A 23,953-nucleotide genomic window follows, 5' to 3' on the forward strand; every position below is an offset into this window, starting at 1 on the left:
GTCAGCCCGTGCCCTCCGGCGCCCGGTGGCGCACCGCCGAGCCGGAACGCGCCTTGACCACCTCCAGGCGGGCCGGGATCCGCTGCCGCAGGTCCGCGACGTGGCTGACGATGCCGACGGTGCGGTCGCGCTCGCGCAGGGAGTCCAGCACCTCCAGCACCTCGTCGAGGGTCTGCTCGTCCAGGCTGCCGAAGCCCTCGTCGATGAAGAGCGTGTCGAGCCGGGTGCCGCCGGACTCCTCGCTCACCACGTCGGCCAGGCCGAGGGCGAGGGCGAGCGAGGCGAAGAAGGTCTCGCCGCCGGAGAGGGTGGCAGTGTCCCGCTCGTTGCCCGTCCAGGAGTCGATGACGTGGAGTCCGAGGCCGGACCGGCCGCGGCCCCCGCTCCGGGCGTCGGAGTGCACCAGGGTGTAGCGCCCGGCGGACATCCGGTGCAGCCGGCTGCTGGCGGCGGCCGCCACCTGTTCCAGCCGGGCGGCCAGGACATAGGACTCCAGGCGCATCTTCCGCTCGTTCTGGGCGGAGGTGCCCGCGGTGAGGGCCGCCATCCGGGCCACTCGCTCGTACTCGGCCCGCTGCGGGGCCAGTCGGCGGGCGTCCAGGGTGGCCTGCGCTCCCAGCCGGTCCAGTTCGGCACAGCGGGTGCGGGCGGCCTCGTCCGCGGCGGAGGCGTCCCGGAGCCGCCGGGTGGCGGCGTCGAGCGCCGTCTGTGCCGCGGCCGGGTCGGCCGGGGGCCGCTGTCCGGCCGCGACGAGCTGCGGGTCGGCGAGTTCGGCCGTCAGGGCGGCGTCCTCCGCCTCCCAGGCCGCGAGCCGGTGTTCCAGCGCGCGCCGGGCCTCGGGGGCGAGGACGGCGGTGGCGGCGTCCTCCGCCGTGGGGAAGCCGGCCGCGCCGGCGGCGTCCGCCAGACCGGTCCCGGCCTCCCCGAGGCGGGACTCCGCGCGCTCCAGTGCGTGGGCCGCTTCCTCCGCCGTCTCCAGCAGTGCGGCGCGCCGCTCCAGTTCGGTGACGCGTTCGGCGACGCTCCGGGCGGTTCCCCGGGCGCGGGCCAACTCCTCGGCCACCGCCGTCTGTTCGCTCAGCAGGGTCTCGCGCCGCGAGGTGCGCGCGGCCACCCGGCGCTCGGCTGCCTGGTGTTCGTCGCGGCGTTCGGTGTGTTCGCGCTCGATGCGGTCGAACGCCTCCCGGGCGGCGTGCGCGTCGGCGGCCTCGCTCCGGGCGGCGGACAGGGCCTGTTGGTGTTCGGCGACCTCCCCGGCCAGCCGGTCGGTCGCGGCGCCGTCCGCCTCGGTGTCCGCGGCCTCCAGCGCCTCCCGTACGGAACGCAGCCGCTGCTCGGCCTCCTCGCGCCGGGTGTCGGCCCGCTGGTACGTGGCGAGCGCCGCCTCCTCGTCCGCCCGCCCGATGTGATCCGCCTCCAGGCGGGCCGGGGCCGGGTGGTCGGGCGCGCCGCAGACGGCGCACGGCTCGCCTTCCCGCAGGGCGGCAGCGAGTTCGGCGGCGATGCCGAGCAGCCTGCGCTCCTTGAGGTCGAGCCAGGTCTCCCGGGCCACGGCGGAGGCGCCACGGGCCTCCAGCAGCCGCTCCTCCCCGGCGTGCGCCTGACCGGTGAGGGTGTCGCGCCGACGGGCGGCGTCCAGCCTGCGCCGGGCCGGTTCGAGCCGGCCGGCGAGGTGTTCGGCGCGGGTGGCGGCCTCCCCGGCCCGGTCGACCCGCTGCTGGTGGTCGCGGCGGACGGTGTCCCACCGGCCGAGCCAGTGCGCCGCCTCGGTCAGCACCTCGTCGTCCGCGCGGGACTGCCGCTCCAGCTCGGCGAGTTCGGCGGCCAGCGCGGTGCCGCGCTCCTCGGTCCGGCGGGCGGCGGCCAGCGAACCGAGCTCCTGGCGGGCCTCGCGCTCCAGCTCGGCGAGGGTCCCGCGGGGCGCCTCCCGGAGGCCGTCGGGCAGCGCGGCGCGGGCCCGCCCGGCGGCTGCCGCGGCCTCCCGGTGCCCGGCCGCCGCCGTGTCGCGCAGCCGCAGGGCGGGGAGCACGGTGTCGGCGCTGCGGGCCCGGTCCAGCCGGGTGCGTGCGCGCTCCCGCTCCTCGCGCAGGGCGTCATGGGTTGTGCGGCGGCGCACGGCCGCGTCGTACCGCTGCCGGAGGCGGTGCTGTTCCCGTACGGTCTCCAGCTCCGCGACGGCCGCGGCGTGGGCCGCTTCGGCGGCGCGCACCGCCGCGGCGCAGATCGTGCGCCACTCCCGGGCGCCGGCCCGGGCCACCGCGGCGCCGCTCAGCACCGTGTCGGCGAGTCCGGGCTCGCCGGGCACCGGAGGCGCCTCTTCCGCACGCTGCCGGGTGCGGGCGGCGGAGCGCTGCGCCGGAACGGCGGGCGCCGCCCCGTCGGGCCCGCCGAGGGCGGGGAAGGGCGGTTCCGGGCCCCGGAGGGCCGCCTGCTGCATCCGGTGCGCCAAGGCCAGCAGCCGTTCGTCCCCGCTGCGCACCTGCTGCTGGGCGGCGGCGCGCAGTTCGGCGAGCCGCTCCTCGACGGCGGCGAACCGCCGGGTGTCGAAGAGCCGGCCGAGCAGCTTGCCGCGGGCCTCCGCGTCGGCGCGGAGGAAGCGGGCGAAGTCCCCCTGCGGGAGCAGGACCACCTGGCAGAACTGCTCCTTGCTCATGCCGAGGAGCTGCCCGATCTCCTCGCCGGCCTCCTGGTGGGAGCGGCTGAGCGGCCGCCACTCCCCCTCGGCGCGTTCGCGCAGCCAGGTCTGCGCCTTGTCCCGGGTGAAGCCGCTGCCGCGCTTCTTCGGACGCGGCTGCTCGGGGCGGCGGGTGACCTCCAGGCGGCGTCCGCCGACGGTGAGGTCGAGCAGCACCTCGGTCGGGGTGAGCGGGTCGGCGTGGTCGCTGCGCAGGGACTGTCCGCTCTGCCGGGCGCCGGGCACACCGCCGTACAGGGCGTAGCAGACGGCGTCGAGGACGGAGGTCTTGCCCGCCCCGGTCGGGCCGTGGAGCAGGAACAGCCCGGCGGCGGAGAGGTCGTCGAAGTCGACCTCGGCGGTGCCGCCGAACGGACCGAACGCGGTGACCCGCAGGCGGTGCAGCCTCACCGGACCCCCTCGCTCCGGCTCTCCGCGGCCGCCGTGCGGGCGCGGACGTCGTCGAGGGCGCCGCCCAGGACGGCCCGCTCGCCGGAGTCGGGTCCGGTGCCGCCGCGCACATGGGCCACGAAGTCCTCGGCGATCTGCCGGTCGGTGCGGCCCTTGAGCCGCTCGGCGTAGGAGGCGAGCGGGTCCTCGGCGTCCCGTTCGGGGTCGAAGGCGAGGTTGAGGACGTGCGGGAAGCGCTCGGCGAGCCGGGCCATCGGGTCGTCCGGGCGCACGGCGTCGGTGAGCGTGGCCTCCACCCAGGCGTCCTCGTGCCGGGTGAGCTCCGGGTCCTTCAGCAGGTCCTCCAGCGGGCCGCGGATGCGGGCGAGCGGGCGGGGCACCGGGCAGTCGATCCGCTCGGCGTCGAACGCGCCGTCCGGCCCCAGGTCGACCAGCCACATGCTCTTGCGGTGGTGGACCTCCGAGAAGGAGTAGGCGAGCGGCGATCCGGAGTAGCGGATGCGCTCGCTGACGGTCTGACAGCCGTGCAGATGGCCGAGGGCCGCGTAGTCGACCCCGTCGAAGACCGTGGCGGGCACCGCGGCGACGCCGCCGACCGTGATGTCCCGCTCGCTGTCGGAGGTGGCGGCGCCGGAGACGAAGGCGTGGGCCAGCACCACCGAGCGGGTGCCGGAGGGGCGGCCGGCGAGGTCGGCGCGGACCCGGTCCATGGCGGCGTCCAGGACCGCGGTGTGGCTGGTCCGCTCGGCGTCCAACTCCTCCCGGACCAGGGCCGGTTCGAGGTACGGCAGCCCGTACAGGGCGACCTCGCCGTGGGCGTCGGTGAGGACCACCGGGTCGGCGCAGCCGGCGGGATCGGTGCGCAGATGGATGCCCGCCCGGTCCATCAGCCGGGAGCCGACGCCGAGCCGGCGGGCGGAGTCGTGGTTGCCGGAGATCATGACCGTGGGCACCCCGGCGTCGGCGAGCCGGTGGAGCGCGGTGTCGAAGAGTTCGACGGCGGCGAGCGGGGGCACGGCCCGGTCGTACACGTCGCCCGCGACGAGGACGGCGTCGACCCGCTGCTCCCGCACCGTCTCCACGAGGTGGTCGAGGAACGCCGCTTGGGCGGGCAGCAGGCTCACCCGGTGGAAGGACCGGCCGAGATGCCAGTCGGACGTGTGCAGGAGTCGCATGATCCTCGACTGTAACGGTGGGGTAGGACACCCCGGGCGGAGACGGGCGGTTCGGTCCGGTGTCAGACGGTTCCGTAGGCTTCGCCGCCGAGTTCGACCCGGGCGGTGCCCGCGGTGGTGTCGGCGATCCAGGCACGGAAGGCGTCGAGGTCCGCCTCGGGGAGCCCGATTTCCAGGGTCACCTCGGCCGCGTAGCGCACGTCCCGGACCTCGCGGCCGGTCGCCCGCAGGTCGTTCTCCAGCTTCCCGGCCCGCTGGTGGTCGACGGTGACGGTGGCCAGCCGGAAGCGCTGCCGGGTGAGAGTGCCGAGGGCGTCGAGCGCTTCGCCGACCGCGCCGCCGTAGGCGCGGATGAGCCCGCCCGCGCCGAGTTTCACCCCGCCGTAGTACCGGGTGACGACGGCGACGACGAAGCGGACCTCGCGGCGCAGCAGCATCTGGAGCATCGGGACGCCGGCGGTGCCGCCGGGCTCGCCGTCGTCGCTCGCCTTCTGCACACCGCCGTCGGCGCCGATGACGTACGCGAAGCAGTTGTGGGAGGCGGTGGGGTGCTCCCTGCGGATGCGCCGGACGAACTCCTGCGCATCCTCCTCCGTCGCGGCGGGTGCGAGAGCGCAGCGGAAGCGCGACTTGTTGATCTCGATCTCGTGCACGCCCTCGCGCGCGACCGTCCGGTACTGGTCCTGCATCACGCCAGCCTATGCGGGGCTTGCGGGAATGGTCCCGGCAGGTCCTTCGTTGTCCGGGACATGTACGGAGACGCAGAGACGGTCCGCAGGATCCTCACCGGCACCGGTGACACCTGGGCGGTGGTCGGTCTGTCGACCAACGAGAGCCGGGCGGCGCACGGGGTGGCCGAGGTGCTCCAGCGGTACGGCAAGCGGATCGTGCCGGTGCACCCGAAGGCGGAGACGGTGCACGGAGAGCGGGGGTACGCCTCGCTGGCCGACATCCCGTTCCCGGTGGACGTGGTCGATGTGTTCGTCAACAGCCATCTCGCCGGGCAGGTCGCCGACGAGGCGGTGGCGATCGGCGCGAAGGCGGTCTGGTTCCAGCTCGGCGTGGTGGACGAGCCGGCCTGGGAGCGGACACGGGCCGCCGGTCTGGACATGGTCATGGACCGCTGTCCGGCGATCGAGCTCCCCCGGCTGGGCTGAACCGGCCGAGGCGGCGGGGGCGGGCCGCGGGGGCGGGGCTCAGCCGCCGAGGCCGTCCAGGACGACGGCTCCGGGGAGCGCGGCGAGCGCCGCGCCGGGGACGAGGAGCTTCCCGCGGCGGCTGCCGCTGCCGATGACCAGGCAGGGCGCCGGGACGAGCGCGGCGTCCACCAGCAGCGGCCAGTCCGCCGGCAGCCCGAGCGGGGTGATGCCGCCGTACTCCATGCCGGTCTCCGCCACGGCCCGGTCCAGCGGGGCGAAGGACGCCTTGCGGGCGCCGAGGTGGCGCCGGACGGTGCCGTTGACGTCCAGCCGGGCGGTCGCCGGCACCATGCAGGCGGCCAGGGTGGTCTCCCCGCCCCGGCGTCCGGCGACGACCACGCAGTTCGCGGAGGCCTCCAGGAGCCCGGGGCCGTAGGTCTCGGCGAAGACGGCGGTGTCCGCCGTCCCGGGGTCGGAGTCGACGTAGAGCAATTGCTCCACGGGCACCGCGGCGCTCCACGCCCGGATGGCGTCGGCGACGGGCGGCACCAGGTCGTCCAGGCACTCGGCGGCAGGGTGGACCTCGTCGAAGTGACCGATGGGGGCGCGCATGCGGGCACGCCAACAAACGGGCGCGGGGCCGGGGTCCGCCGTCCCGGCGCCGCTCAGCGCACCGGCGGCACGGAGACGACCATCATCAGCTCGACCGGCTCGGTGCCGTCGTTGCGGTAGGCGTGGGTGCCGTCGGCCTCGAAGCTGGCCGAGGTTCCGGCGCCGAGCAGGTGCTCCTCGCCCTCGACAACGAGGGTCAGCTCGCCGGACCGGACATGGACGAGTTCGAAGGTGCCCGACGGGTGCGGGTCGGAGGCGCTGCCGTCGCCGGGCTCCAGGTGCCAGGACCACAGCTCCAGCGGTCCGGGGGTCTGGGTGCCGGCGAGGAGGGTGCTGGAGCTGCCGTCCTCGGTGGACCACATCCGTACCGCGCGGTCGGCGGGGACGACCTGGACGCGGGGCTCCTGGTCGAAGTCGAGCAGGGTGGTGAGGCTGACTCCGAGGGCGTCGGCGAGCTTCACCGTGGTGCCGACGCTGGGGTTCGTCCGCGCCTGTTCGATCTGGATGATCATGCCTCGGCTGACGCCCGCCCGGGCCGCGAGCCCGTCCAGGGTGAAGCCCCGCTCATTCCGCCAGCGCTTGAGGTTGCGGGCGAGCGACTGGGTGAGGTGGTCGAGGTCCGTCACGTACCGTCCAATATTTTTGATGCAGCAGTTTAGTTTCTTCAACTATGCTGTGCTGGACTCCAGCGTTCACCACACTGTACTGCGAGGTTCGTATGACGGCCGTCTTCGCTCTGGCCACCAGTCTCCTGTGGGGGCTGGCCGACTTCGGGGGCGGCCTGCTGACGCGACGCATCCCGGCCCTCACCGTGGTCGTCGTCTCGCAGACGATCGCCGCCGTCGTGCTCGGCGCTATCGTGATCGCCACCGGCGGCTGGAGCGAGGCCGGCCCCCAGCTGTGGTTCGCGGTCGCGGCGGGTGTCGTCGGCCCGGTGGCGATGCTCTGCTTCTACCGGGCGCTCGCGCTCGGCCCGATGGGTGTCGTCTCGCCCCTGGGCTCGATCGGCGTGGCCGTGCCGGTGGGCGTCGGCCTGATGATCGGCGAACGTCCCGGCCTGCTGCAGATCGCCGGGATCCTGGTGGCCGTCGCGGGCGTGGTGCTGGCGGGCGGCCCGCAGCTGCGCGGCGCGCCGGTGCAGCGGCAGGCGATCCTGCTGACGCTGGTGGCGGCCTTCGGCTTCGGCGCCGTCATGGCCCTCATCGCCGAGTCGTCCACCACGCTCACCGGGCTGTTCCTCGCGCTGTTCGTCCAGCGGGTGACCAATGTCGTGGTCGGCGGTGCGGCCCTTGCCGCCTCGGTGCGGCGCGGCGCGCCCGCGCTGCCCGAGGAGGGCGGCATGGGGGTCATCCGGGCGTCACTGCCGGCCCTGGCGTTCGTGGGTCTGGCCGATGTGGCGGCCAACGGCAGCTACGCACTCGCCGCGCAGCAGGGTCCGGTGACGGTCGCGGCCGTCCTGGCCTCGCTCTACCCGGTGATCACCGCGCTGGCGGCGCGCGGCTTCCTCGACGAACGGCTGCGGGCGGTGCAGGCGGCTGGCGCGGGACTGGCCCTGTTCGGCACGGTGCTGCTGGCGGCGGGCTGAGGCCCGCCGTTCAGCCGGACGGACCGTGAGCCCTGGGCTCACGGTCCGTCCGGCTCCAGTTCCGCCAGGGCCCGCAGCTGTTCCGGCGTGACGTCCTCCGGGATCGGCACCGGCGGCGGGGTGCGCAGCGGGGGCTGCCACCCGGTCTCGGGATCCCAGCGGCGCACGACCCGGGCGGGCGCGCCGGCGACCACCGCGTGGTCGGGCACCTCGCCCCGCACCACCGCTCCGGCCGCGACCACCACGTTGCGGCCCAGGCGCGCTCCGGGGAGTATCACCGCTCCGGCGCCCAGCCAGCTGCCCGGCCCGATCTCGACGGGCGCGGTGCGCGGCCACTGCCGGCCGATCGGCTGGGCGGGGTCGTCGTAGGAGTGGTTGTCGCTGGTGACGTAGACGTACGGGCCGCAGAAGACGTCGTTGCCGAAGACCACCGGCTGAGAGGCGACGACATGGCTGCCGCGGCCGAGGACGACGCCGTCGCCCAGCCGCAGCACCGGCTCCGGCCCCAGGTCGAGGCCGGGCATCATCCCGGCCGTGAGCGTGACCTGTTCACCGATGATGCAGTGGTCGCCGAGGTGGATCCACGGCTCCCCGAAGACGGTGCCCTGGGGGAACGCCAGCCGGGTCCCCGGGCCTATCCGGCCGAACCGGTGCCGGCCCGGACGCTCGGCGGTGACGGCTCCGGCGTCCTGCATCCAGCGCCAGCCGCGGTGCACCGCGCGGGTGACGGCCCGGCGCCGCCAGGCTCCGAGCGATGAGAACGTGTTCCGGTTTTTCGGCACCCGCACACGGTACTCAGCAGTTCACCGGCCACCGCACGCCGCGGGCTGTGATCTTCACCCCACCCGGCGGGCGGGCGGACCGCCCGCCCGCCGGGGCGACACGGGGTCAGCCGCCGTACGGGTTGCCCTGCTGCGGGGCACCGTACGGACCAGGCTGCTGCGGGGCACCGTAGGGGCCGGGCTGGGCGCCCGGCGCACCGTAGGGGCCGGGCTGCTGCTGCTGCGGGTGGGTCCGGTACTCCTCGGGAACGCCCCAGGGGTCCGGCGGAACCGGGGGGCCCTGCTGCCCATGGGGGGCGGGCTGCTGCTGCGGCGGCGTGTGGGTCCGGTACTCCTCGGGCACGCCCCAGGGCTCCTGCGGAACCGGGGGGCCCTGCTGCCCGTAGGGGGCGGGCGCGGGCGGGGCCGGTGCGGGCTGACCGTACGGACCGGGCTGCTGCGGGACCGGCTGACCGGACTGCTGGGGGCTCTGCGGGTAGCCGTACTGCGGGGCACCCTGGGGCGGCATGCCCTGCTGCGGGTAGCCCTGGGGCGGCATGGCCTGCTGCGGCATGGCCTGCTGCGGGTAGCCGCCCTGCTGCGGAGCGCCCTGCGGGCCGCCGACGGCGGAGAGGAACTGCTCCAACTCGGCGCGCCACAGGCGGTGGACGTTCAGCCGGGTCGGCTTCGGCTCGCCGGGCAGCATCAGATGGAAGCAGCTCCACAGCGGATTGAGCGCCACCTCGCTGATGAGCATCGGGGCCTCGGCCCGCGGGATGGCGTACGCGACCTCCTTGGGCCGCTGGCTGAACCGGTGCATCCGGTGGAACACCACCGCCTGGTCGGTCAGGGTGATGAAGTAGTACTTCACCAGCAGTTGTCCGATCAGGCCCAGTGCTCCAGTGAGCCAGGGCGTGGGCCCGGTGAGCGACGCGACGGTCACCAGGGCCCGGTCACCGGGCGCGGCCTGGGATATGGCCGCCGAGACCTGTTCCTTCATCGTCGCCTTGCGCATGGCCATGCGGCTGTTCCTCGATTCTCTGCTGCGTTGGGACCCGCAGCGTATCGAGTGCCGCGGACATCGGCGCCATCCGCGGGTGCCGCGCGGGCAGTTGCCCTTCCTGCGTCCCGGCACAGGCCCCGCACGTGCCCGGCCCACCGCTCGACGGCACCGGAACTCATCGCTCCGAGGCGCCGGTTGGCGCACCGGTCCGCGCCGTCGTGGGACGCGGGGCGGACCGAAGGCGGGAGGAGTTCCGGGACGGGACACGGCTTCCCGCACCCCGCCGCAGGACCGGCTCCGTATCGAAGTGGCCGCCCGCGCCCGCCTGGTGACCGAGCCGGGTGACCGAGCCCGGTGACCGACCCGCACGTCCTCGCGGAGCACCGTAGCCGCCGTCGGCGCCGGCCCGCGCGGTCCAACCGGCAGCAGGGGCCGCCCGCGACGCCTCAGTCCGAGGCCCCGCCGACCGCCTCCCGGTGCTGCTGCGCCAGCTCGCCGTACATCACGGCGTTCACGGTGACGAGCTCGCGCTCCTCCGCGGTGAGCTCCCGCCGGACCCGCGCGGGGACGCCCGCGACCAGCGAACCGGGCGGAACCCGCATGCCCTGGGGCACCAGCGCCTGGGCCGCGACGAGGGAGCCCGCCCCGATGTGCGCGCCGTTGAGGACGGTGGCGCCCATGCCGACCAGGACGTCGTCCTCGACGGTGCAGCCGTGCAGCACGGCGTTGTGGCCCACCGAGACGCGCTCCCCGACGGTGAGCGGGAAGCCGACGTCGACATGGAGGGTGCAGTTGTCCTGGATATTGCTGCCGCGGCCGATGACTATGGGGCCCGCGTCGGCGCGGAGGACGGCGTGGTACCAGACGCTCGATCCAGGGGCCAGGGTGACGTCGCCGAGCACCACCGCCGTGGGTGCGGTGAACGCGTCCGGGTCGATCTTCGGCTCCCGGCCGCCCACGCCCGCGATCAGTGCCCGCTCCGTCATCGCTGTCTCCTCGCCGCTCCGCCCCGCCGCCGGGGCCGTCGGCGACGATCTTGCCGCCGCGGGGACGGCGGAGGCAAGGGATCCGCCGCTCAGTCGGCGGCCGGGACGGTCTCGGGGGCCGGCTCGTTCTGCTCCAGCGCCGCGGCGGCCTTCCGGGTCCGGTTCCGGACCACCAGGAACGAGGCCAGGCCGATGGCGACGGCGATGAGCAGGCCGAAGTAGGAGAACCGCTTCAGCCACTCCTCGGCCACGATGCCGACGGAGTAGATCACCGCGGTGGTACCGCCCGCCCAGACGATGCCGCCGAGCACATTGGCGATGAGGAACTTCCAGTACGGCATGTGCAGCACACCGGCGAGGGGCCCGGCGAAGATCCGCAGCAGGGCGACGAAGCGGCCGAAGAAGACGGCCCACATGCCCCACTTCTCGAAGGAGCGCTCGGCGGCCGCGATGTGCTGTGGCCCGAAGTGCTTGGGGAACTTCCCACCGAGCCAGGTCAGCAGCGGCTTGCCGCCCCTGCGCCCGATCAGGTAACCGATGGAGTCACCGATGATCGCGCCCGCGGTGGCACAGGTGCCGAGGATCACAGGGTCGATCTCGCCGTGCTGCGAGGCGAGCAGGGCCGAACTGATGAGAACGATCTCACCCGGCAGGGGGATGCCCAGGCTCTCCAGCCCGATGACCACCCCCACCAGGATGTAGACACTGAGCGCCGGCACCGTCTCGAGCCACTCCTGGACGTGCAATTGCCGGTTCCTCCCGTGATCTGTCCTACTGCCCGGCGCGCCATGGGGCGCACGCCGGGCAGCCTACTGGATCCCGGGCAAAGAGGGCGGTCAGCTGTTCGGGCGCAGCGTCCAGAGAATGGACATCTCGCCGGTGACGGCGCCGTCCTCACGGGTGATCGAGACCTCGACCGGGAACTCCGGGCGCCCTCCGGCGTCGAGCTCGGCGACGACGTCGGCGATCGGGCGGCCGAGCCGGGCGGTGGCCGTGACCGGCCCCATGGCCAGCTTCTTGTAGCCGATCTCGGCGCGTACGGCGAGGGGGACGGCCCGGGAGAGCTGGTCGCCGAAGGCGGCGATCACGATGGCACCGCTGGCCGACTCGGCGAGCGTGAACATCGCGCCGGCGTGCGGCCCACCGACGTGATTGTGGTAGTCGGGCTGGTCGGGCAGCCGGAGCACCGCGCGCTCCGCGGTGGTCTCGAGGAATTCGAGGTTCAGGGTGCGGGCCATCGGAACGGTGGCCGTGAGCATTTCGCCGATCGACGGCAGGGTCTCGGACATGGCGGGGATGTTACCAACGAGTAGCCACCGGCGACAGGGCGGAGCCCCGCCTTCCACGGGACACCTCTATCGTTAGCGGCCATGTGGCCAGGACAACAGCCGCCCGGGGGCGAGCAGAACCCGCAGAACGCGAATCCGTACCAGCAGCCGGGGTACCAACAGCCGGGGCATCAACCGCCCCCTCCCTACCAGCAGCAGGGCTATCAACAGCCGGGCTACCAGCAGCCGAACCCGTATCAGCAGCCGGCGCCGCAGTGGAACACGGCGGTGCCCGGCGGCCCGCAGCCGCCGCGGAACAACCGCAGCAAGGCCACGATCGCCGTCGTGACGGCCGCCGCCGTGGTGGTCGCGGCCGCCGTCACCGGCGTGATCGTCCTGGGCGGCGAGGACGAGAGCCCCCAGGCCGGGCAGGGCGGCGGCAAGCAGTCCGCCTCGGCCGCGCCCTCGTCGTCCGGGGCGGGCGACTCCGGCGGGGGCGAGCTCGACAATCCGCGGGCCGACACCGAGGTGAAGCCCGTCGTCCCCGGCTGGAAGACCGTGGTCAACGGCAAGCGGCACAACGCGTTCGACGTCCCGCCGGACTGGTCCGTCGAGCGGCCGGGCACCGCCATCGGGTTCACCGACCAGAAGGACACCTCCGACTTCCCGAAGTCGCTGGTGACGATGACGTCCCCCGCGTACGCCCAGAAGGACTGGTGCACCTCGAAGACGGAGAGCGGCCGGGAGGACACCACGTCGCTGGGGGCCGCCGGCTCCAAGGGCGCGCAGGGGGCGAAGAGCACCGCGGAGGCGGCTCAGAACGAAGCCCTCAGCTGGGTCTTCGCCGCCTATGACCAGAAGAGGACGGGCACCTTCCGGGGCACCCGGGCGAAGCCGTTCAAGAGCGACCACGGCATCAGCGGCTCCATGTCGTCCGCGACGGTGACGGGGGTGAAGAAGACCGGCAAGTGCGCCACCGACGGCAAGGCGTTCGCCGTCACCTACCGCGCGGAGACCGGCGACCTGGCGACCTGGGTGCTGTACACGGCCAAGGGGGTCGAGGACGAGATCCCGGACGCCACCATCAGGAAGATCATGAGCACCCTGCGGCCGACGTCCTCCTGAACCCGCTCCCCTACCTGGCTCCTCCGCCTCGCGCCCGGCCTCGACCCGGCTCACCGGTCCTGCGGATCCGGTGAGCCGGGTCAGCCGACGCTGAAGGTCCCGTCCGGCGGCTCCGGCGAGTCCTCGGCCTCACCGTCGTGGACGGGCCGCGCACCTGCCGCCAGCCGGCCGAGGGACGCCCCGTGCTCCACCCGCGCCGGGAAGGTGTCGGCCGCGGTCCGGCGGGCCAGCGCGGCGACCGGCAGTTCGGCGGCGGACGCCACGAGCACCGTGTTGCCGAAGCGACGGCCGCGCAGCACGGAGGGCTCGGCGATGAGGCACACATGCCGGAACACCTCGGACGCGGCGGCCAGCTGTGAGCGGAGGAACGGGAAGGGGGCGGTGTCCGCGAGGTTCGCCGCGTAGACGCCGCCGGGGCGCAGGGCCCGGGCGGCGGCGCGCGCGTACTCCACGGAGGTGAGCTGGGCGGGCACCCGGGAACCGGTGAAGACGTCCGCGATCAGGAGGTCCACCGACGCGGGCTCCGTTCGCTCCAGCCAGTGGCGCGCGTCCGCGGCGTGCACGCGGATGTCCGCTCCGGGCGGCAGTGGCAGACAGTCCTCCACCAGCGCGATGAGGCCGGAGTCGGCCTCGATCACCGTCTGCCGGGACGCCGGCCGGGTGACGGCGGCATAGCGCGGCAGGGTCAGCGCGCCGCCGCCGAGGTGCAGGATGTCGACCGCTGCGCCCGGGTCGGCCGCGACGTCCACGACATGGGCGAGCCGCCGCAGGTACTCGAATTCCAGGTCGGTCGGATCGTCGAGGTCCACATAGGACTGCGGAGCGCCGTCCACGGTGAGCAGCCAGGCCCGCGGCCGGTCCACATCGGGCATCAGCTTGGCGGTCCCGAAGTCCACGGCCCGGGTCACGGGAATCGGCTCGTTCTCCACGCCTCCATTGTCGCGGGGCGCGAGGGGCCGGAGGCCAGGGGGTGCCCGGGCGTACGTTGCCCGGGGCGTACGTCTCCCTCCGCGGCACCGGCAGGCGGGGGCCGCCGGAGTGGTCGGCCTCGCCCCCGGGGTTCCGTGGCCGGCGCGCCGGTGGCGGGCGCCGTTCGCCGAGACGGGCACCTTTCGCCGAGGCCGCATCCGGAGTCGCCGAGGCCGCATCTGCCCGGCTCGGCCACGGAGTCGGAGCGCGCGGACCCCAACCGCCCCTTCCCGGTAGCCCTTTCCGGTGGCTCTTTCCGGGCGGTCAGTCGGCGAGGGACCGGCCGGAATCCTCGACGACGGTTCCGGCTCCCAGCGTGCGGCCGTCTTCCCGGACGGTGAACCGGAGCCCCGCTTCGAGCGGAACCTCCTGGTCGAGCTCGACGGTCACCGTGACGGTCTCGCCCGGCCGGGCGACCGCGGTGGCACCCATGTCGATACCGCCCGCCACCTCCGCGGTGCGGAAGCGGAACCGCGGCCGGCGGCCGGTGACCACCGGGGTGGCGCGTCCGCCCTCGGCCGCCGACAGCAGATACATCCGCGCCGTGAAGCGGCGCCGTGGCGTCACGCTGCCGGGCTCCGCCAGGACATGTCCGCGCCGCACGGCCTCGAACGGCACCCCCCGCAGCAGCACGGCGACGCTCGCGCCCGGCTCCGCGGACTCGATCGGTACGCCGGAGATCTCCAGTCCGGTGACCAGGGTCCGTACGCCCGTACCGGGCACCTCCACCGGGTCGCCGACCCGTAGCGTTCCGCGTTCCACGGCCCCGGTGACGACGGTTCCGCTTCCGGCGAGGGTGCGGACCTGCTCCACCGGCAGCAGCAACGGTGCGTCGGCCCGGCGCTCCGGCAGCGGCACATAGGTGTCGACGGCGTCGAGCAACGCCTCCACGGCACCGACCCAGCGGGGGTCACCGGCCAGGGCGCGCAGCCCCGAGACCCGTACCACCGGCAGGGTGTCCCCCGCGTAGCCGTGCCTGGACAGCAGGTCCCGCACCTGGAGTTCGACCAGCTCGGTCAGGTCGGCGTCGCCCGCGTCGGACTTGGTGAGGGCGACGACGATGTGCTCGACACCGACCTGACGGGCCAGCAGAACATGATCGGCGGTCTGCGGCATGACGCCGTCCGGTGCGGACACCACGAGGACGGCTCCGTCGAGCCGCGCCGCGCCGGTCGCCATACTCTTCACGAAGTCGGCGTGACCGCGCGGGTCCACATGGGCGTAGTGCCGGGTGTCGGTCTCGTACTCGACGGGCGCGATGCCGCTGGTGGCGCGGTGCGCCGCGGCATCGGGCGCGCGGTCGATCCGGTCGCCCCGGCCGAGTGGTTCGGGGGTTCCTGATGGGCTCGTGCGCCGTGCTTGCGTGCTCCGGGCTTGGGTGCCACGGGCTTGCGTGCCCCGTGCTTGGGTGCTCAGTACCCGGGTGATGGCGGCGGTCAGCGTGGTCTTGCCGTGGCCGGCGTGGCCCATGGTGCCGATGGTGAGGTGCGGCTTGGTGCGCACGAATGCCTGCTCGGACATGGTTTTCTTCCTCGGGAGACCGCCGGGTGTCGCACCACGGCGGAACGGACGGGGACCCCGGGGGCCGGCCGACTCTCCCCCTGCGGGGTCCGCCGGATGATCCGGGAAGAGTCAGATTCGGGCGCCGTCGACGGGCGTTGTCACCGCGACGGCGGGCGTGACCGGCGTGCCGCCGGGCGTCGCGGGCGCGGCGCTGCCGGCTGCGGCCGGTACCGAGGAAACGAGGGCAGCCTCCGTCGCGTCCGCACCTGCGGACCCGAGTGCGAGGAAGGCGTACCGGAGCATGTACTCATCGTGAGGGGTGACACGATGGTTCGTCCAACGATTAATCAGGGAACAGCTGTTCACCGTACGCCTCCGGGACGTCGTTCGCTGCCGCTGCCCGGGGGCTGCCCTGCGGGTGTCCGCCACATGACCGCCGCGGGACGGGACACCTGCGGACGCCTTCCGTACGGTGCGGCTTCCGTACGGTGCGGCTTCCGTACGGTGCGGCTTCCGTGCGATGCGTCGCAGTCGCCCGCGAAGTGCGGCGATCACGTGCCCCGCTCGGTTACTCTCCCCGGATGTCCGCCTCCGCCGCACAGCCGACGCCCCGGGTACCGGGGCTCGCCGGGCGCTGCGTCCGGGTCCTGCTGGCTCCCCGGTCCCGGCTGGCGTTCCTCGTCGTGCTGCTCGTCGGTGCCGCGACGGCCGTGGCACTGCTGGAGCCGCAGCGGCTGCTCGTCGACGGCTGGCACCCGCGGCTCTCCGGTGGTGCGGCCGTGGTGCTGTTCGCCGTGGCATACGGGGTGTGCACGGCCGCGCTGGTGCCGCGCCCGCTGCTGAATCTGGGCGCGGGTGCGCTCTTCGGCGCCCCGTTCGGTCTGGTCGCGGCGGTGTCGGGCACGGTGCTGGGCGCGGGCATCGCGTTCGGCCTGGGGCGCGCCCTCGGCCGGGACGGCTTGCGCCCGTTGGTGCGCGGGCGGTGGCTGACGGCGGCCGACCGGCAGCTCTCCCGGCACGGCTTCCGGTCGACGCTCGCGGTGCGGCTGTTCCCGGGGGTGCCGTTCGCCGCGGCCAACTACCTTGCGGCGGTGTCCCGGATGGGCTGGCTGCCCTTCCTGCTGGGCACCGGACTGGGGTGTGTGCCGAACACCGCGGCGTACGTCATCGCCGGAAGCCGGGCCTCGACGCCGACTTCGCCGCCCTTCCTCATCGCGATGGGCTTCATCGCGGTGACGGGCGTCGCCGGGCTGGTCGTCGCCTGGCGCAGGCGCCGGCGGCCTGCCGGTTCATGACCGCGCGGGCGCCGGGGAAACGGCCCCGAGTGGCCGAGAGCGACCCCGAGCGCAACCCGTGCACCCGATAGGCCATAGCATCTGACGCGAACTCCCCCGACGATCACAAGGACGAGCTGACCCCGTCATGACCTGGTTCGAATCATTCATCCTCGGGCTCGTCCAGGGACTCACCGAGTTCCTCCCGATTTCCTCCAGTGCGCATCTGCGGCTGACCGCGGCGTTCGCGGACTGGCACGACCCCGGTGCGGCCTTCACGGCGATCACCCAGATCGGCACCGAGGCCGCCGTGCTGATCTACTTCCGCAAGGACATCGCCCGGATCATCACCGCCTGGTCCCGGTCGCTGGTGAACAAGGAGCTGCGCGGCGACCACGACGCCCAGATGGGCTGGCTGGTGATCGTCGGCTCGATCCCGATCGGGGTGCTCGGTGTCACGCTCAAGGACCAGATCGAGGGCCCGTTCCGGGATCTGCGGCTGACCGCCACCACCCTGATCGTGATGGGCATCGTGCTCGGTGTGGCCGACCGGCTGGCCGCCCGGGACGAGACCGGCGGCAAGCACCGTTCGATCCGGGAGCGCAAGACGCTCTCCGAGCTGGGCGTCCGGGACGGCCTGATCTTCGGCATCTGCCAGGCCATGGCGCTCGTCCCGGGTGTCTCCCGGTCGGGTGCGACGATCAGCGGCGGTCTGCTCATGGGCTACACCCGCGAGGCGGCCGCGCGGTACTCGTTCCTGCTGGCCATCCCGGCGGTGCTGGCCTCCGGGGTGTTCGAACTCAAGGACGCGGGCTCCAGCGGGCACATCTCCTGGGGACCCACTGTCTTCGCGACCGTTATCGCCTTTGTGGTGGGATACGCCGTCATCGCGTGGTTCATGAAGTTCATCACCACCAAGAGCTTCATGCCGTTCGTGATCTACCGGGTCCTGCTGGGCATCGTGCTGTTCGTGCTCATCGCCGCGGGTGTGCTGAGCCCGCACGCCGCCGAGTCCGCGGGCTGATCCAGGGCCCCTGAGGCACGCCGGGGCGGTCCCGCCCGGTTCGGCGGGACCCTACGGCCCGCCTCCCGGCCCGGTCACTCCCCTCCGTCAGGCCGTCCTGCGCCGATCCCCGGCTCAGGACGGCCTCGCGCACCCGGTCCCGTACCTCGGGAACCGCCACTCGGTGGCCCGGACCACGCGGAACGGCGGCCCGGTGTCCTACGGGATCACGTCACCGGTGGCCACGACGGTGAAGGCGGCACGCCCGGCGCCGGCCCGGGCAGTGGGCCCGGACCCGGACGGCGGGGGCGACGAACCGGCGGGTGCACCCCCTGGACCGAGCAGGCCGCGACCTCGCCCGGCGCCGCACCCCAGACCACGAGCTTCGTCCGCCGCGCGAAGCGCATCTCCGCCTCCCTCGCCTCGGTACACCTCCTCGCAGCCTGTACCGAGGCCGGGAGGGCCGCAGCCGGAGGGCCGTCCGGATGGGCCGACAGGGTCAGGTCCTGTCGGCAGGCCCCTCCCAGTCCGCGTAGCGGATCCGGGAGATCTCCCGGATCTCGCCGAGCGTGCCCCACTCGTCCTTGCCGAGCCGGGTGAGCGGGCGCAGCTTCGTCACCTCGGGGTGGCCGTCGACGATCACGTCCTCGGCGACCGCCGCGTGCACGACCCGGCCGAAGACGACGGTGGAGTCGCCGAGGCGCAGGGTGCTGTGCAGCTCGCACTCGAGGGCCACCGGTGAGTCGGCGACCCGCGGCGGCTTGACCCGCAGCCCGGGCTCCTGCGCCACACCGACGGCCTCGAACTCGCTGACACCGCGCGGGAAGTCCGTGGCGGTCGCGTTGATCTGCTCGAAGAGGTGCTCGGGGGCGAAGTTGACCACGAACTCGCCGGTCTCCTCGATGTTGCGGAGGGAGTCCTTCCGCCCGACCGAGGTGAACTGCACGACGGGCGGCTCCACGCTGGAGATCGTGAAGAAGGAGTGCGGTGCCAGGTTCGCAGAAGCACCATCAGGGCTGATGGTCGAGACCCAGGCGATGGGCCGCGGCACCACCACCGCGGTCAGGAGCTTGTAGCACTCGTTGCGGGACATGGCAGCGGGGTCGAAATCAGTGCGCATGGTGATCAGTATCCAGGAGGCGGCCGCGGATCCTGTAGCGGATCCACGGCACCACCAAACCCCTGAGTTCGACGGAAGTGCCCGGTATCGGAGCCGACGAGCACCGGGAGCCGCGGGTCCTCGGCCGGGCTGCGGGCCGCAAAACCCGCTCCAGGGCCGGCTACAGCCACCTCCACACCGCCGTCGACGACCACTCCCGCCTGGCCTACAGCGAAATCCACACCGACGAGCCCCTCCATGGGGCCCCTGGAGGCGGCTCGCCTCACTGCGTCAGGAATTCGGGAGGGCACGCAGGCCCATCCCGCCGACGGCCCCGACTTGCCACTCCTATCGATATTCGATAGTTTTCCATCGCGATCCGATCGAGGGAGTGACGTTGGGAAAGCTGACAGTGCTCGCGCTGCGCGCCGTGATGGTGGCACTGCACGCCGGGGCGGTGTTCGCCCAGGCGGTGATGGTGGCGATGCTGACGGGCGCCATGGAGGAGAGCATCCTTGCGGACCGCCGCACTCCGGTCCTCGTGATCACGGTCCTGGGCGTCGTGACGGTCCAGGTCGTCCTGGTCTGCGTGTGGCGGCTGGTGACGATGGCGCAACGCGGAACCGTGTTCTCCCACACCGCATTCCGCTACGTCCATCTCGTGATCGGCGCGTTCGTGACGGCCTCGCTCCTGGTGCTCGCGCTCGTGGCGGTCCTGGCGCCCGGCGAGGTCGCGCCCCCGGGCGTTGTGGCCCTGCTGGGCGGGGTTTGCCTGGCGATCTTCGGGAACGCGCTCATCGTGCTCGTGCTGCGGATGCTGCTCGCACAAGCCGTCGCACGCGACGTCGAGGCGTCGCAGCTGGGGGCCGAGTTGGCCGAGGTGATCTGATGCCGATCGCCGTCGACATCGACGTGATGCTGGCCAAGCGGAAGATGTCCGTGGGTGAACTGGCGGACCGCGTGGGGATCACACCCGCCAACCTGGCGGTGCTCAAGAACGGCCGCGCCAAGGCGGTGCGCTTCACCACGCTCGCCGCGCTGTGCGAGGTGCTCGAGTGCCAGCCCGGAGACCTGCTGCGCTGGGAGCCCGATGCCCCCGGGGACGGGGACAGGGCTGCGCACGAATCCGGAGCATCCGTCCCAGCCGGCTCCCCGCCGCGGTGACCGCAGTCGCGGTAGCCGCCCGCCTGCACACGATCACCAGGTACGACGCCCTCTGCCACCCCTGCCGCGCGACCCGATCCGCCTGATCTTCAGCAAGCTCCCGAGTGACGACCTGACGACGACGTCCGCACACCTCATCCCGGCACGGACTTGGCCGTAGTGCCCGCCGCCGGTCGACGCCTGCCTCGCGCCGCACGCACCGATGACGGACTCCACAACGAACAGAGCAGACATGACGACAGCACGCCTCTCTTGCCGCCTCGGGGGCACAGACAGTGCCGACGTACTGGTGGTCGGGGCCGGCCTGGCCGGACTCAACACCGCCACACTCCTCGCCCGACAAGGGCACGACGTGCTGCTGGTCGAACGCCGAACGAATCTTGCCGGCGCGATCCGCACCACAGGAATCTTCGTACGGAAGACACTCGACGACTTCCCGCTGCCCCCCGACTGCCTCGGACCACCGATCCGACGCGTGGTCCTCTACCCCCCTGACCTGCGCCGCCCGGTCAGCCTCACCAGCCCCCGCGACGAATACCGGGTGGGCGACATGGCGCCACTCTACGAAGCGACGGCCGCCACCGCGGTCGACGCCGGCGTACGCATCGCACTGGGCACGCGCTACGCCGGCCGACAGGGCAACACCTTCCACCTGGCCGGTCGCGACGGACCGACCACGGTCCGGGCCCGCTTCATCGTCGGCGCCGACGGGGCCCGCTCAAGAGTCGCCCGCGACCTCGCTCTCGACCGCAACCACCACATGATCGTCGGCGCCGAAGAGGTCTTCGAACTGCCCGGAAGCGACCAGCCACCGACATTCCACTGCGTACTCGACCCCTCACTCGCCCCCGGCTACCTGGCCTGGGTCATCAACGACGGGCAACACGCCCACGTCGGAGTCGCAGGCTACGCCGACCGCTATCCAGACGGTCTTCGCCGTGCGATGGAGCGGTTCAACGCCTCAGCGCCCGGACTGACCGGCATCGAACGTCCCGAAACGGTGGAGCGGCGCGCAGGCCCCATACCCGTCGGCGGCCTGCTCCGCCGGATCAGCTGCGCCGACGGGCTTCTCGTGGGGGATGCGGCAGGCGCGGTCTCCCCCCTCACTGCCGGCGGCCTGGACCCGTGCCTACGGCAGTCGCAACTCGCAGCCGAGGTCCTCGACGACGCACTGCGCACCGGAAAACCGGACACGATGACCCACTACGACGGAGCCGCGCTCCGCCCCCACTTCCGCGGACGACTCATGCTGCGCCGGGCATTGGCCCACGTACGGACGCCTGCCACAGCAGCAGCGGGATTCACCCTGCTACGCACTCCGTTCGGCCGGGCCGCGGCAAGCCGAGTCCTCTTCGGCGACAGATCCTTCCCCGACCCCACACCCAAGTGAACTCACCGACCGAAAGGCCAAGTCATGCCCACATTCCCCATACCAGCAGCCACGAAGCGCATCACCACGATGGCGGGGCTGGCTGTTGCCTGCGGACTCCTGACGGCTTGCGGTGCCGATAGTTCCGGCAGTTCCGGCAGTTCCGACGTGACGTACAAAGCCTGGACCGAAGGAGGCAACCTGCAATCCGTCAGGCACGACTACATCGACGGCCCCAACGGCGCGGTCAGTATGCCGGCCAAGGTGAGCGGAGCCACATGGAGCACCCAGGAGGACGGCGGGCACACTCCACGCCTCACGGTCACGCCTCATGGCAAAGGCGTGGCGCACTGCCTCCTGTTGGAAGGCGACGACCGCGTTCTGGACCAACAGAAGGGAGCAGCAGGCCAGCCGGTGACATGCTCCGCCAAGCGGTAGCGACGACCCCCGCCACTTTCCCGCGGTGCACAATGATCCGTTCAGATCCACTCCGCCCACCCTGAGCAACCGTGGCGGTGAGCGTCTGCGCGGATGGATCGCCGATGTCTGCGCCTCGTTCCTCGATCTCACCTGCGCAGCCACCGCCGCGCTTCTCCGGTGTGGGAGGGTCGGCTCATGTTGCCTCCTCTCTCGCGCCGTCTCGCTGAGGTTGTCGATGCGCTGCCGCTCGCGCCGCACATGAAGGTGCTGGAGATCGGGTGCGGGCCGGGCGCCGCGGCCCGGGCCGTGGCAGCACGGCTGGGAGCCGGCAGCATCCTGGCGATCGACCGGTCGGCCACCGCAATTGCCCAGGCAGAGGCCGCTGGTGCCGAGGAGATCGCAGCCGGGCGGCTTCGCCTCCGGCAGGTCGCCATCGAGGACTTCGTCCCCGGACCGGATGAAGGCCCCTTCGATCTCGTCTTCGCGGTGCGTGTCGGTGCACTGGACGGACGCCACCCGGAGGTCGGCCGTCCGGCCATGCTCCGCATCGCCGCCGCGTTGGCCCCCGGCGGCCGCCTCTTCCTCGACGGAGGAGACCCCCTCCGGGAAGTACCCACGCCATGACGGGCACCGAACGCCCGGGGCTTACGCTCCCGTGCTGGGATCACCAGCCCTGCCGCCGATAGTCGGGCGCGGCCGATCACGTGGCGGTCGCCCCATCGTCGGTATCGGCGGCAAAAGCCGCTTCGGTCACGCGCACTGTTCGTCCGTCAGATCGTCACGAGCCATGCCAAGATCGTTTCAGATCTTGATCAACACCTCGGCAGGCTCCCTAGCCCTGCGTCGGGTTGCTGTGCAGCTTGCGCCGTTCCCGGCGGTTGGGGTGGCGGATGACCACTCCTCCCGGGCCGCCGGACCCAGTGAGCCGGATCAGCGGAGTTCCCGGGAGCCGGTCGGGAGTGGTCTTGTCCAGCAGGCCGCCGACGCCGGGATCCATGCCGCTGGTGTCTGCGGCCCAGGCGTCGGGGATGACGATCGTGACACCCGATGTCTCCCCGTACGCCTCCACTGCGACCTCCGTGAGGCGGCACTCAACCCGGGTGAAGTCAACCTTCACACCCCCCACGCCGCCGTGAGCGATCACTTGCCCTGGAACCTCCCAGCGCCCGGGGCCTCGAGACGCGCCATAGACGCCGCCCTTGAGCACCAGCGGCGGCCGGCTCTCAGAGGAAATCGGCCTCGGCAAGTCGGCGGTCAGGACAGCCAACTCGGCGTGAGTCCTGGACTTCAGAGCCTGCTCCAGGCGCGAATCCAGCTCATCGAAATCGATTCGCCCCTCGGCTGCCGCATCGCGCAGCTGCTCCACCACTGCTTCCCGGTCGTCGTGAGAGGCGCGGAGTTCTCCTGATGGAGCAGGGCGCGGAGAGGGCTCCGGAGGCTGGACCGTCATGGCCACAAGGATAAGCAGCCGGCGGACTGAGCGGACTGGGACTGCACATCTCAAACACCGCCTGGTACTACAACCGCAGTTGCTGTGACCGGTGATCGGGGTGTTCATACCGCCCGGTGTCCCGCCGCGGCGGGACACCGACATCAGTTGCCGGGCGATGTGGAGGCAGACCTCGCCGTGGACACGTCGGTGAGAGGCTCTTCTTCTGGCGCCTTGGCCAGCGGCACACCACGCAGGCTGAGCAGCATCAGTGGAACGCATCCGCCGACGATTGCGATGTCGGCGACGTTGCCCACGAAGGGGCCGTAGTCGATGAAATCCACGACATGCCCGCGGGCGAAGCCGGGCTCACGGAAGAGCCGGTCGCCCAGGTGGGACACCGCGCCGCCGAGCAGCAGGCCCAGCACGAGCGCCCATCCGCGAGAGGCCAGTCGACGTGCGGCGTAGAGGATACCGAGCACTACGCCTGCCGCCGCCAGGGCGAACACCCATGTCGCGCCGGTGCCGATGGAGAACGCGGCACCGCCGTTGTACAGCAGCCGGAAACGGATCAGAGGGGGGATCGCGGCGACGCTCTCGCCGGCGGACAGCGTGGAGACCGCCCAGAGCTTGCTGAGTTGGTCCACGAGCAGGACTACCGCAGCCAGCATGAGCATCATGCCGTACAACCGGCCCGAGCCCCGCCCCATCCGCATCATTCATGGCCTCCTTGTTGTAGTGATGCCCCAACCAGGCTCCGAGATTATCGGGCGCCTCCTGAGGCATGGGTTCGGAACCAGAGGCCGCCATGCCTCGCCCGGCGTCGTCACGAACAGGTTCTTTCCTGTGAGGAAAGCAGTGGGGTGCGGCCCTGGTGTCCGACCTGCCGTTGGCTGCCCGGTGCACGGCCGGCGATTGCCCGGGCGGGACGCCTTCGCCCCGGAGACGCGCGTTGCCATTACAGCAACAATGGTTGCCGTCCCG

General features: G+C 72.8%; 25 protein-coding genes and 1 pseudogene. 11 read left to right on the top strand and 15 right to left on the bottom strand.

The features are described from left to right. Nucleotide 1: 1 nt before the first annotated feature. From ABT112_RS18545 to ABT112_RS18555, 3 genes are all read right to left on the bottom strand, one after another. Nucleotides 2-3,085 carry an AAA family ATPase gene (locus ABT112_RS18545; RefSeq protein ID WP_351510845.1) on the bottom strand — a complete coding sequence of 1,028 codons (3,084 nt, stop codon included), beginning with the start codon at nucleotides 3,083-3,085 and terminating at the stop codon, nucleotides 2-4. Further along, nucleotides 3,082-4,260, bottom strand: coding sequence for an exonuclease SbcCD subunit D (locus ABT112_RS18550; RefSeq protein WP_351510847.1), 1,179 nt, complete (start codon nucleotides 4,258-4,260; stop codon nucleotides 3,082-3,084). Before ABT112_RS18550 ends, ABT112_RS18545 begins: the two co-directional genes overlap by 4 nt. A gap of 62 nt (nucleotides 4,261-4,322) precedes the next feature. Beyond that, complete coding sequence (locus tag ABT112_RS18555; protein ID WP_351510849.1) at nucleotides 4,323-4,949, bottom strand: YigZ family protein; 627 nt, start codon at nucleotides 4,947-4,949, stop codon at nucleotides 4,323-4,325. A gap of 60 nt (nucleotides 4,950-5,009) precedes the next feature. Here ABT112_RS18555 and ABT112_RS18560 point away from each other — a divergent pair, with 60 nt between their 5' ends. Continuing rightward, the gene (locus ABT112_RS18560; RefSeq protein WP_351510851.1) at nucleotides 5,010-5,417 is read left to right on the top strand and encodes a CoA-binding protein; all 408 of its coding nucleotides are present in this window, start codon (nucleotides 5,010-5,012) and stop codon (nucleotides 5,415-5,417) included. Nucleotides 5,418-5,456: 39 nt separating this feature from the next. On the opposite strand, the gene ABT112_RS18565 is transcribed toward ABT112_RS18560, so the two are convergent. Together ABT112_RS18565 and ABT112_RS18570 are read right to left on the bottom strand one after the other, a co-directional pair. After that, nucleotides 5,457-6,011 carry a YbaK/EbsC family protein gene (locus ABT112_RS18565; protein ID WP_351510853.1) on the bottom strand — a complete coding sequence of 185 codons (555 nt, stop codon included), beginning with the start codon at nucleotides 6,009-6,011 and terminating at the stop codon, nucleotides 5,457-5,459. 53 nt (nucleotides 6,012-6,064) lie between these two features. After that, nucleotides 6,065-6,637, bottom strand: a complete 573-nt coding sequence (locus ABT112_RS18570; protein WP_351510855.1) for a helix-turn-helix domain-containing protein — start codon at nucleotides 6,635-6,637, stop codon at nucleotides 6,065-6,067. Between the two features lie 92 nt (nucleotides 6,638-6,729). On the opposite strand from ABT112_RS18570, the gene ABT112_RS18575 reads away from it, so the two are divergent. Next, the gene (locus ABT112_RS18575) at nucleotides 6,730-7,596 is read left to right on the top strand and encodes an EamA family transporter (RefSeq protein WP_351510857.1); all 867 of its coding nucleotides are present in this window, start codon (nucleotides 6,730-6,732) and stop codon (nucleotides 7,594-7,596) included. 38 nt (nucleotides 7,597-7,634) lie between these two features. Here the strand turns inward: ABT112_RS18575 and ABT112_RS18580 are convergent, their stop codons facing one another. From ABT112_RS18580 to ABT112_RS18600, 5 genes are all read right to left on the bottom strand, one after another. Further along, the gene (locus ABT112_RS18580) at nucleotides 7,635-8,378 is read right to left on the bottom strand and encodes an acyltransferase (protein WP_351510859.1); all 744 of its coding nucleotides are present in this window, start codon (nucleotides 8,376-8,378) and stop codon (nucleotides 7,635-7,637) included. A gap of 106 nt (nucleotides 8,379-8,484) precedes the next feature. Continuing rightward, entirely contained in the window at nucleotides 8,485-9,378 is an 894-nt protein-coding gene (locus ABT112_RS18585; RefSeq protein WP_351510861.1) for a hypothetical protein, read from the bottom strand. Nucleotides 9,379-9,806: 428 nt separating this feature from the next. Beyond that, a complete protein-coding gene (locus ABT112_RS18590; protein ID WP_351510863.1) occupies nucleotides 9,807-10,346 on the bottom strand; it encodes a gamma carbonic anhydrase family protein in 540 nt (179 codons plus the stop codon). 89 nt (nucleotides 10,347-10,435) lie between these two features. Next, on the bottom strand, nucleotides 10,436-11,092 hold the full coding sequence (locus tag ABT112_RS18595; protein WP_351510865.1) for a DedA family protein: 657 nt from the start codon (nucleotides 11,090-11,092) through the stop codon (nucleotides 10,436-10,438). 90 nt (nucleotides 11,093-11,182) lie between these two features. Then, a complete protein-coding gene (locus ABT112_RS18600; RefSeq protein ID WP_351510867.1) occupies nucleotides 11,183-11,635 on the bottom strand; it encodes a DUF4442 domain-containing protein in 453 nt (150 codons plus the stop codon). Nucleotides 11,636-11,716: 81 nt separating this feature from the next. Between ABT112_RS18600 and ABT112_RS18605 the strand changes: the two genes are divergently transcribed. Then, the gene (locus ABT112_RS18605) at nucleotides 11,717-12,739 is read left to right on the top strand and encodes a DUF8017 domain-containing protein (RefSeq protein WP_351510869.1); all 1,023 of its coding nucleotides are present in this window, start codon (nucleotides 11,717-11,719) and stop codon (nucleotides 12,737-12,739) included. Between the two features lie 80 nt (nucleotides 12,740-12,819). On the opposite strand, the gene ABT112_RS18610 is transcribed toward ABT112_RS18605, so the two are convergent. Next, on the bottom strand, nucleotides 12,820-13,611 hold the full coding sequence (locus tag ABT112_RS18610; RefSeq protein WP_351510939.1) for a spermidine synthase: 792 nt from the start codon (nucleotides 13,609-13,611) through the stop codon (nucleotides 12,820-12,822). A gap of 361 nt (nucleotides 13,612-13,972) precedes the next feature. Then, a complete protein-coding gene (locus ABT112_RS18615; protein ID WP_351510871.1) occupies nucleotides 13,973-15,229 on the bottom strand; it encodes an elongation factor Tu in 1,257 nt (418 codons plus the stop codon). Nucleotides 15,230-15,792: 563 nt separating this feature from the next. Here ABT112_RS18615 and ABT112_RS18620 point away from each other — a divergent pair. Both ABT112_RS18620 and ABT112_RS18625 read left to right on the top strand, forming a co-directional pair. Next, nucleotides 15,793-16,506: a TVP38/TMEM64 family protein gene (locus ABT112_RS18620; protein ID WP_351510873.1), complete on the top strand. Its 714-nt coding sequence runs from the start codon at nucleotides 15,793-15,795 to the stop codon at nucleotides 16,504-16,506. Between the two features lie 127 nt (nucleotides 16,507-16,633). After that, the gene (locus ABT112_RS18625; protein WP_351510875.1) at nucleotides 16,634-17,509 is read left to right on the top strand and encodes an undecaprenyl-diphosphate phosphatase; all 876 of its coding nucleotides are present in this window, start codon (nucleotides 16,634-16,636) and stop codon (nucleotides 17,507-17,509) included. Nucleotides 17,510-17,987: 478 nt separating this feature from the next. Here ABT112_RS18625 and ABT112_RS18630 read toward each other — a convergent pair whose 3' ends face one another. Continuing rightward, on the bottom strand, nucleotides 17,988-18,608 hold the full coding sequence (locus ABT112_RS18630; RefSeq protein WP_351510877.1) for a flavin reductase family protein: 621 nt from the start codon (nucleotides 18,606-18,608) through the stop codon (nucleotides 17,988-17,990). 113 nt (nucleotides 18,609-18,721) lie between these two features. On the opposite strand from ABT112_RS18630, the pseudogene ABT112_RS18635 reads away from it, so the two are divergent. The 6 genes and pseudogenes from ABT112_RS18635 to ABT112_RS18660 all read left to right on the top strand — a co-directional run. Continuing rightward, nucleotides 18,722-18,838 (top strand): annotated as a pseudogene (locus tag ABT112_RS18635) (IS481 family transposase); the annotation flags it as partial. A 146-nt stretch (nucleotides 18,839-18,984) separates the two neighbouring features. After that, nucleotides 18,985-19,476, top strand: a complete 492-nt coding sequence (locus tag ABT112_RS18640; RefSeq protein WP_351510879.1) for a DUF2975 domain-containing protein — start codon at nucleotides 18,985-18,987, stop codon at nucleotides 19,474-19,476. After that, nucleotides 19,476-19,751 carry a helix-turn-helix domain-containing protein gene (locus tag ABT112_RS18645; protein WP_351510881.1) on the top strand — a complete coding sequence of 92 codons (276 nt, stop codon included), beginning with the start codon at nucleotides 19,476-19,478 and terminating at the stop codon, nucleotides 19,749-19,751. Before ABT112_RS18640 ends, ABT112_RS18645 begins: the two co-directional genes overlap by 1 nt. Before the next feature lie 232 nt (nucleotides 19,752-19,983). Next, nucleotides 19,984-21,141: an FAD-dependent oxidoreductase gene (locus tag ABT112_RS18650; RefSeq protein WP_351510883.1), complete on the top strand. Its 1,158-nt coding sequence runs from the start codon at nucleotides 19,984-19,986 to the stop codon at nucleotides 21,139-21,141. 24 nt (nucleotides 21,142-21,165) lie between these two features. Continuing rightward, nucleotides 21,166-21,558, top strand: a complete 393-nt coding sequence (locus tag ABT112_RS18655) for a hypothetical protein (RefSeq protein WP_351510885.1) — start codon at nucleotides 21,166-21,168, stop codon at nucleotides 21,556-21,558. Between the two features lie 177 nt (nucleotides 21,559-21,735). Further along, a complete protein-coding gene (locus ABT112_RS18660) occupies nucleotides 21,736-22,164 on the top strand; it encodes an SAM-dependent methyltransferase (protein ID WP_351510887.1) in 429 nt (142 codons plus the stop codon). Nucleotides 22,165-22,372: 208 nt separating this feature from the next. Here ABT112_RS18660 and ABT112_RS18665 read toward each other — a convergent pair whose 3' ends face one another. Then, nucleotides 22,373-22,990: a DUF1707 SHOCT-like domain-containing protein gene (locus ABT112_RS18665; RefSeq protein ID WP_351510889.1), complete on the bottom strand. Its 618-nt coding sequence runs from the start codon at nucleotides 22,988-22,990 to the stop codon at nucleotides 22,373-22,375. Between the two features lie 143 nt (nucleotides 22,991-23,133). After that, a complete protein-coding gene (locus ABT112_RS18670) occupies nucleotides 23,134-23,688 on the bottom strand; it encodes a signal peptidase II (protein ID WP_351510891.1) in 555 nt (184 codons plus the stop codon). Between the last annotated feature and the right edge of the window lie 265 nt (nucleotides 23,689-23,953).

Source organism: Streptomyces sp. NPDC002055, from assembly GCF_040296705.1.
Lineage (GTDB): Bacteria > Actinomycetota > Actinomycetes > Streptomycetales > Streptomycetaceae > Streptomyces.

Coding starts and splice junctions, on each gene's coding strand:
- ABT112_RS18565 (WP_351510853.1), bottom strand. CDS start 6,011: ATGCGCGCCCCCATCGGTCACTTCGACGAGGTCCACCCTGCCGCCGAG.
- ABT112_RS18625 (WP_351510875.1), top strand. CDS start 16,634: ATGACCTGGTTCGAATCATTCATCCTCGGGCTCGTCCAGGGACTCACC.
- ABT112_RS18665 (WP_351510889.1), bottom strand. CDS start 22,990: ATGACGGTCCAGCCTCCGGAGCCCTCTCCGCGCCCTGCTCCATCAGGA.
- ABT112_RS18605 (WP_351510869.1), top strand. CDS start 11,717: ATGTGGCCAGGACAACAGCCGCCCGGGGGCGAGCAGAACCCGCAGAAC.
- ABT112_RS18610 (WP_351510939.1), bottom strand. CDS start 13,611: ATGCCCGATGTGGACCGGCCGCGGGCCTGGCTGCTCACCGTGGACGGC.
- ABT112_RS18655 (WP_351510885.1), top strand. CDS start 21,166: ATGCCCACATTCCCCATACCAGCAGCCACGAAGCGCATCACCACGATG.
- ABT112_RS18670 (WP_351510891.1), bottom strand. CDS start 23,688: ATGATGCGGATGGGGCGGGGCTCGGGCCGGTTGTACGGCATGATGCTC.
- ABT112_RS18560 (WP_351510851.1), top strand. CDS start 5,010: ATGTACGGAGACGCAGAGACGGTCCGCAGGATCCTCACCGGCACCGGT.
- ABT112_RS18550 (WP_351510847.1), bottom strand. CDS start 4,260: ATGCGACTCCTGCACACGTCCGACTGGCATCTCGGCCGGTCCTTCCAC.
- ABT112_RS18590 (WP_351510863.1), bottom strand. CDS start 10,346: ATGACGGAGCGGGCACTGATCGCGGGCGTGGGCGGCCGGGAGCCGAAG.
- ABT112_RS18660 (WP_351510887.1), top strand. CDS start 21,736: ATGTTGCCTCCTCTCTCGCGCCGTCTCGCTGAGGTTGTCGATGCGCTG.
- ABT112_RS18645 (WP_351510881.1), top strand. CDS start 19,476: ATGCCGATCGCCGTCGACATCGACGTGATGCTGGCCAAGCGGAAGATG.
- ABT112_RS18615 (WP_351510871.1), bottom strand. CDS start 15,229: ATGTCCGAGCAGGCATTCGTGCGCACCAAGCCGCACCTCACCATCGGC.
- ABT112_RS18585 (WP_351510861.1), bottom strand. CDS start 9,378: ATGGCCATGCGCAAGGCGACGATGAAGGAACAGGTCTCGGCGGCCATA.
- ABT112_RS18575 (WP_351510857.1), top strand. CDS start 6,730: ATGACGGCCGTCTTCGCTCTGGCCACCAGTCTCCTGTGGGGGCTGGCC.
- ABT112_RS18620 (WP_351510873.1), top strand. CDS start 15,793: ATGTCCGCCTCCGCCGCACAGCCGACGCCCCGGGTACCGGGGCTCGCC.
- ABT112_RS18630 (WP_351510877.1), bottom strand. CDS start 18,608: ATGCGCACTGATTTCGACCCCGCTGCCATGTCCCGCAACGAGTGCTAC.
- ABT112_RS18650 (WP_351510883.1), top strand. CDS start 19,984: ATGACGACAGCACGCCTCTCTTGCCGCCTCGGGGGCACAGACAGTGCC.
- ABT112_RS18600 (WP_351510867.1), bottom strand. CDS start 11,635: ATGTCCGAGACCCTGCCGTCGATCGGCGAAATGCTCACGGCCACCGTT.
- ABT112_RS18555 (WP_351510849.1), bottom strand. CDS start 4,949: ATGCAGGACCAGTACCGGACGGTCGCGCGCGAGGGCGTGCACGAGATC.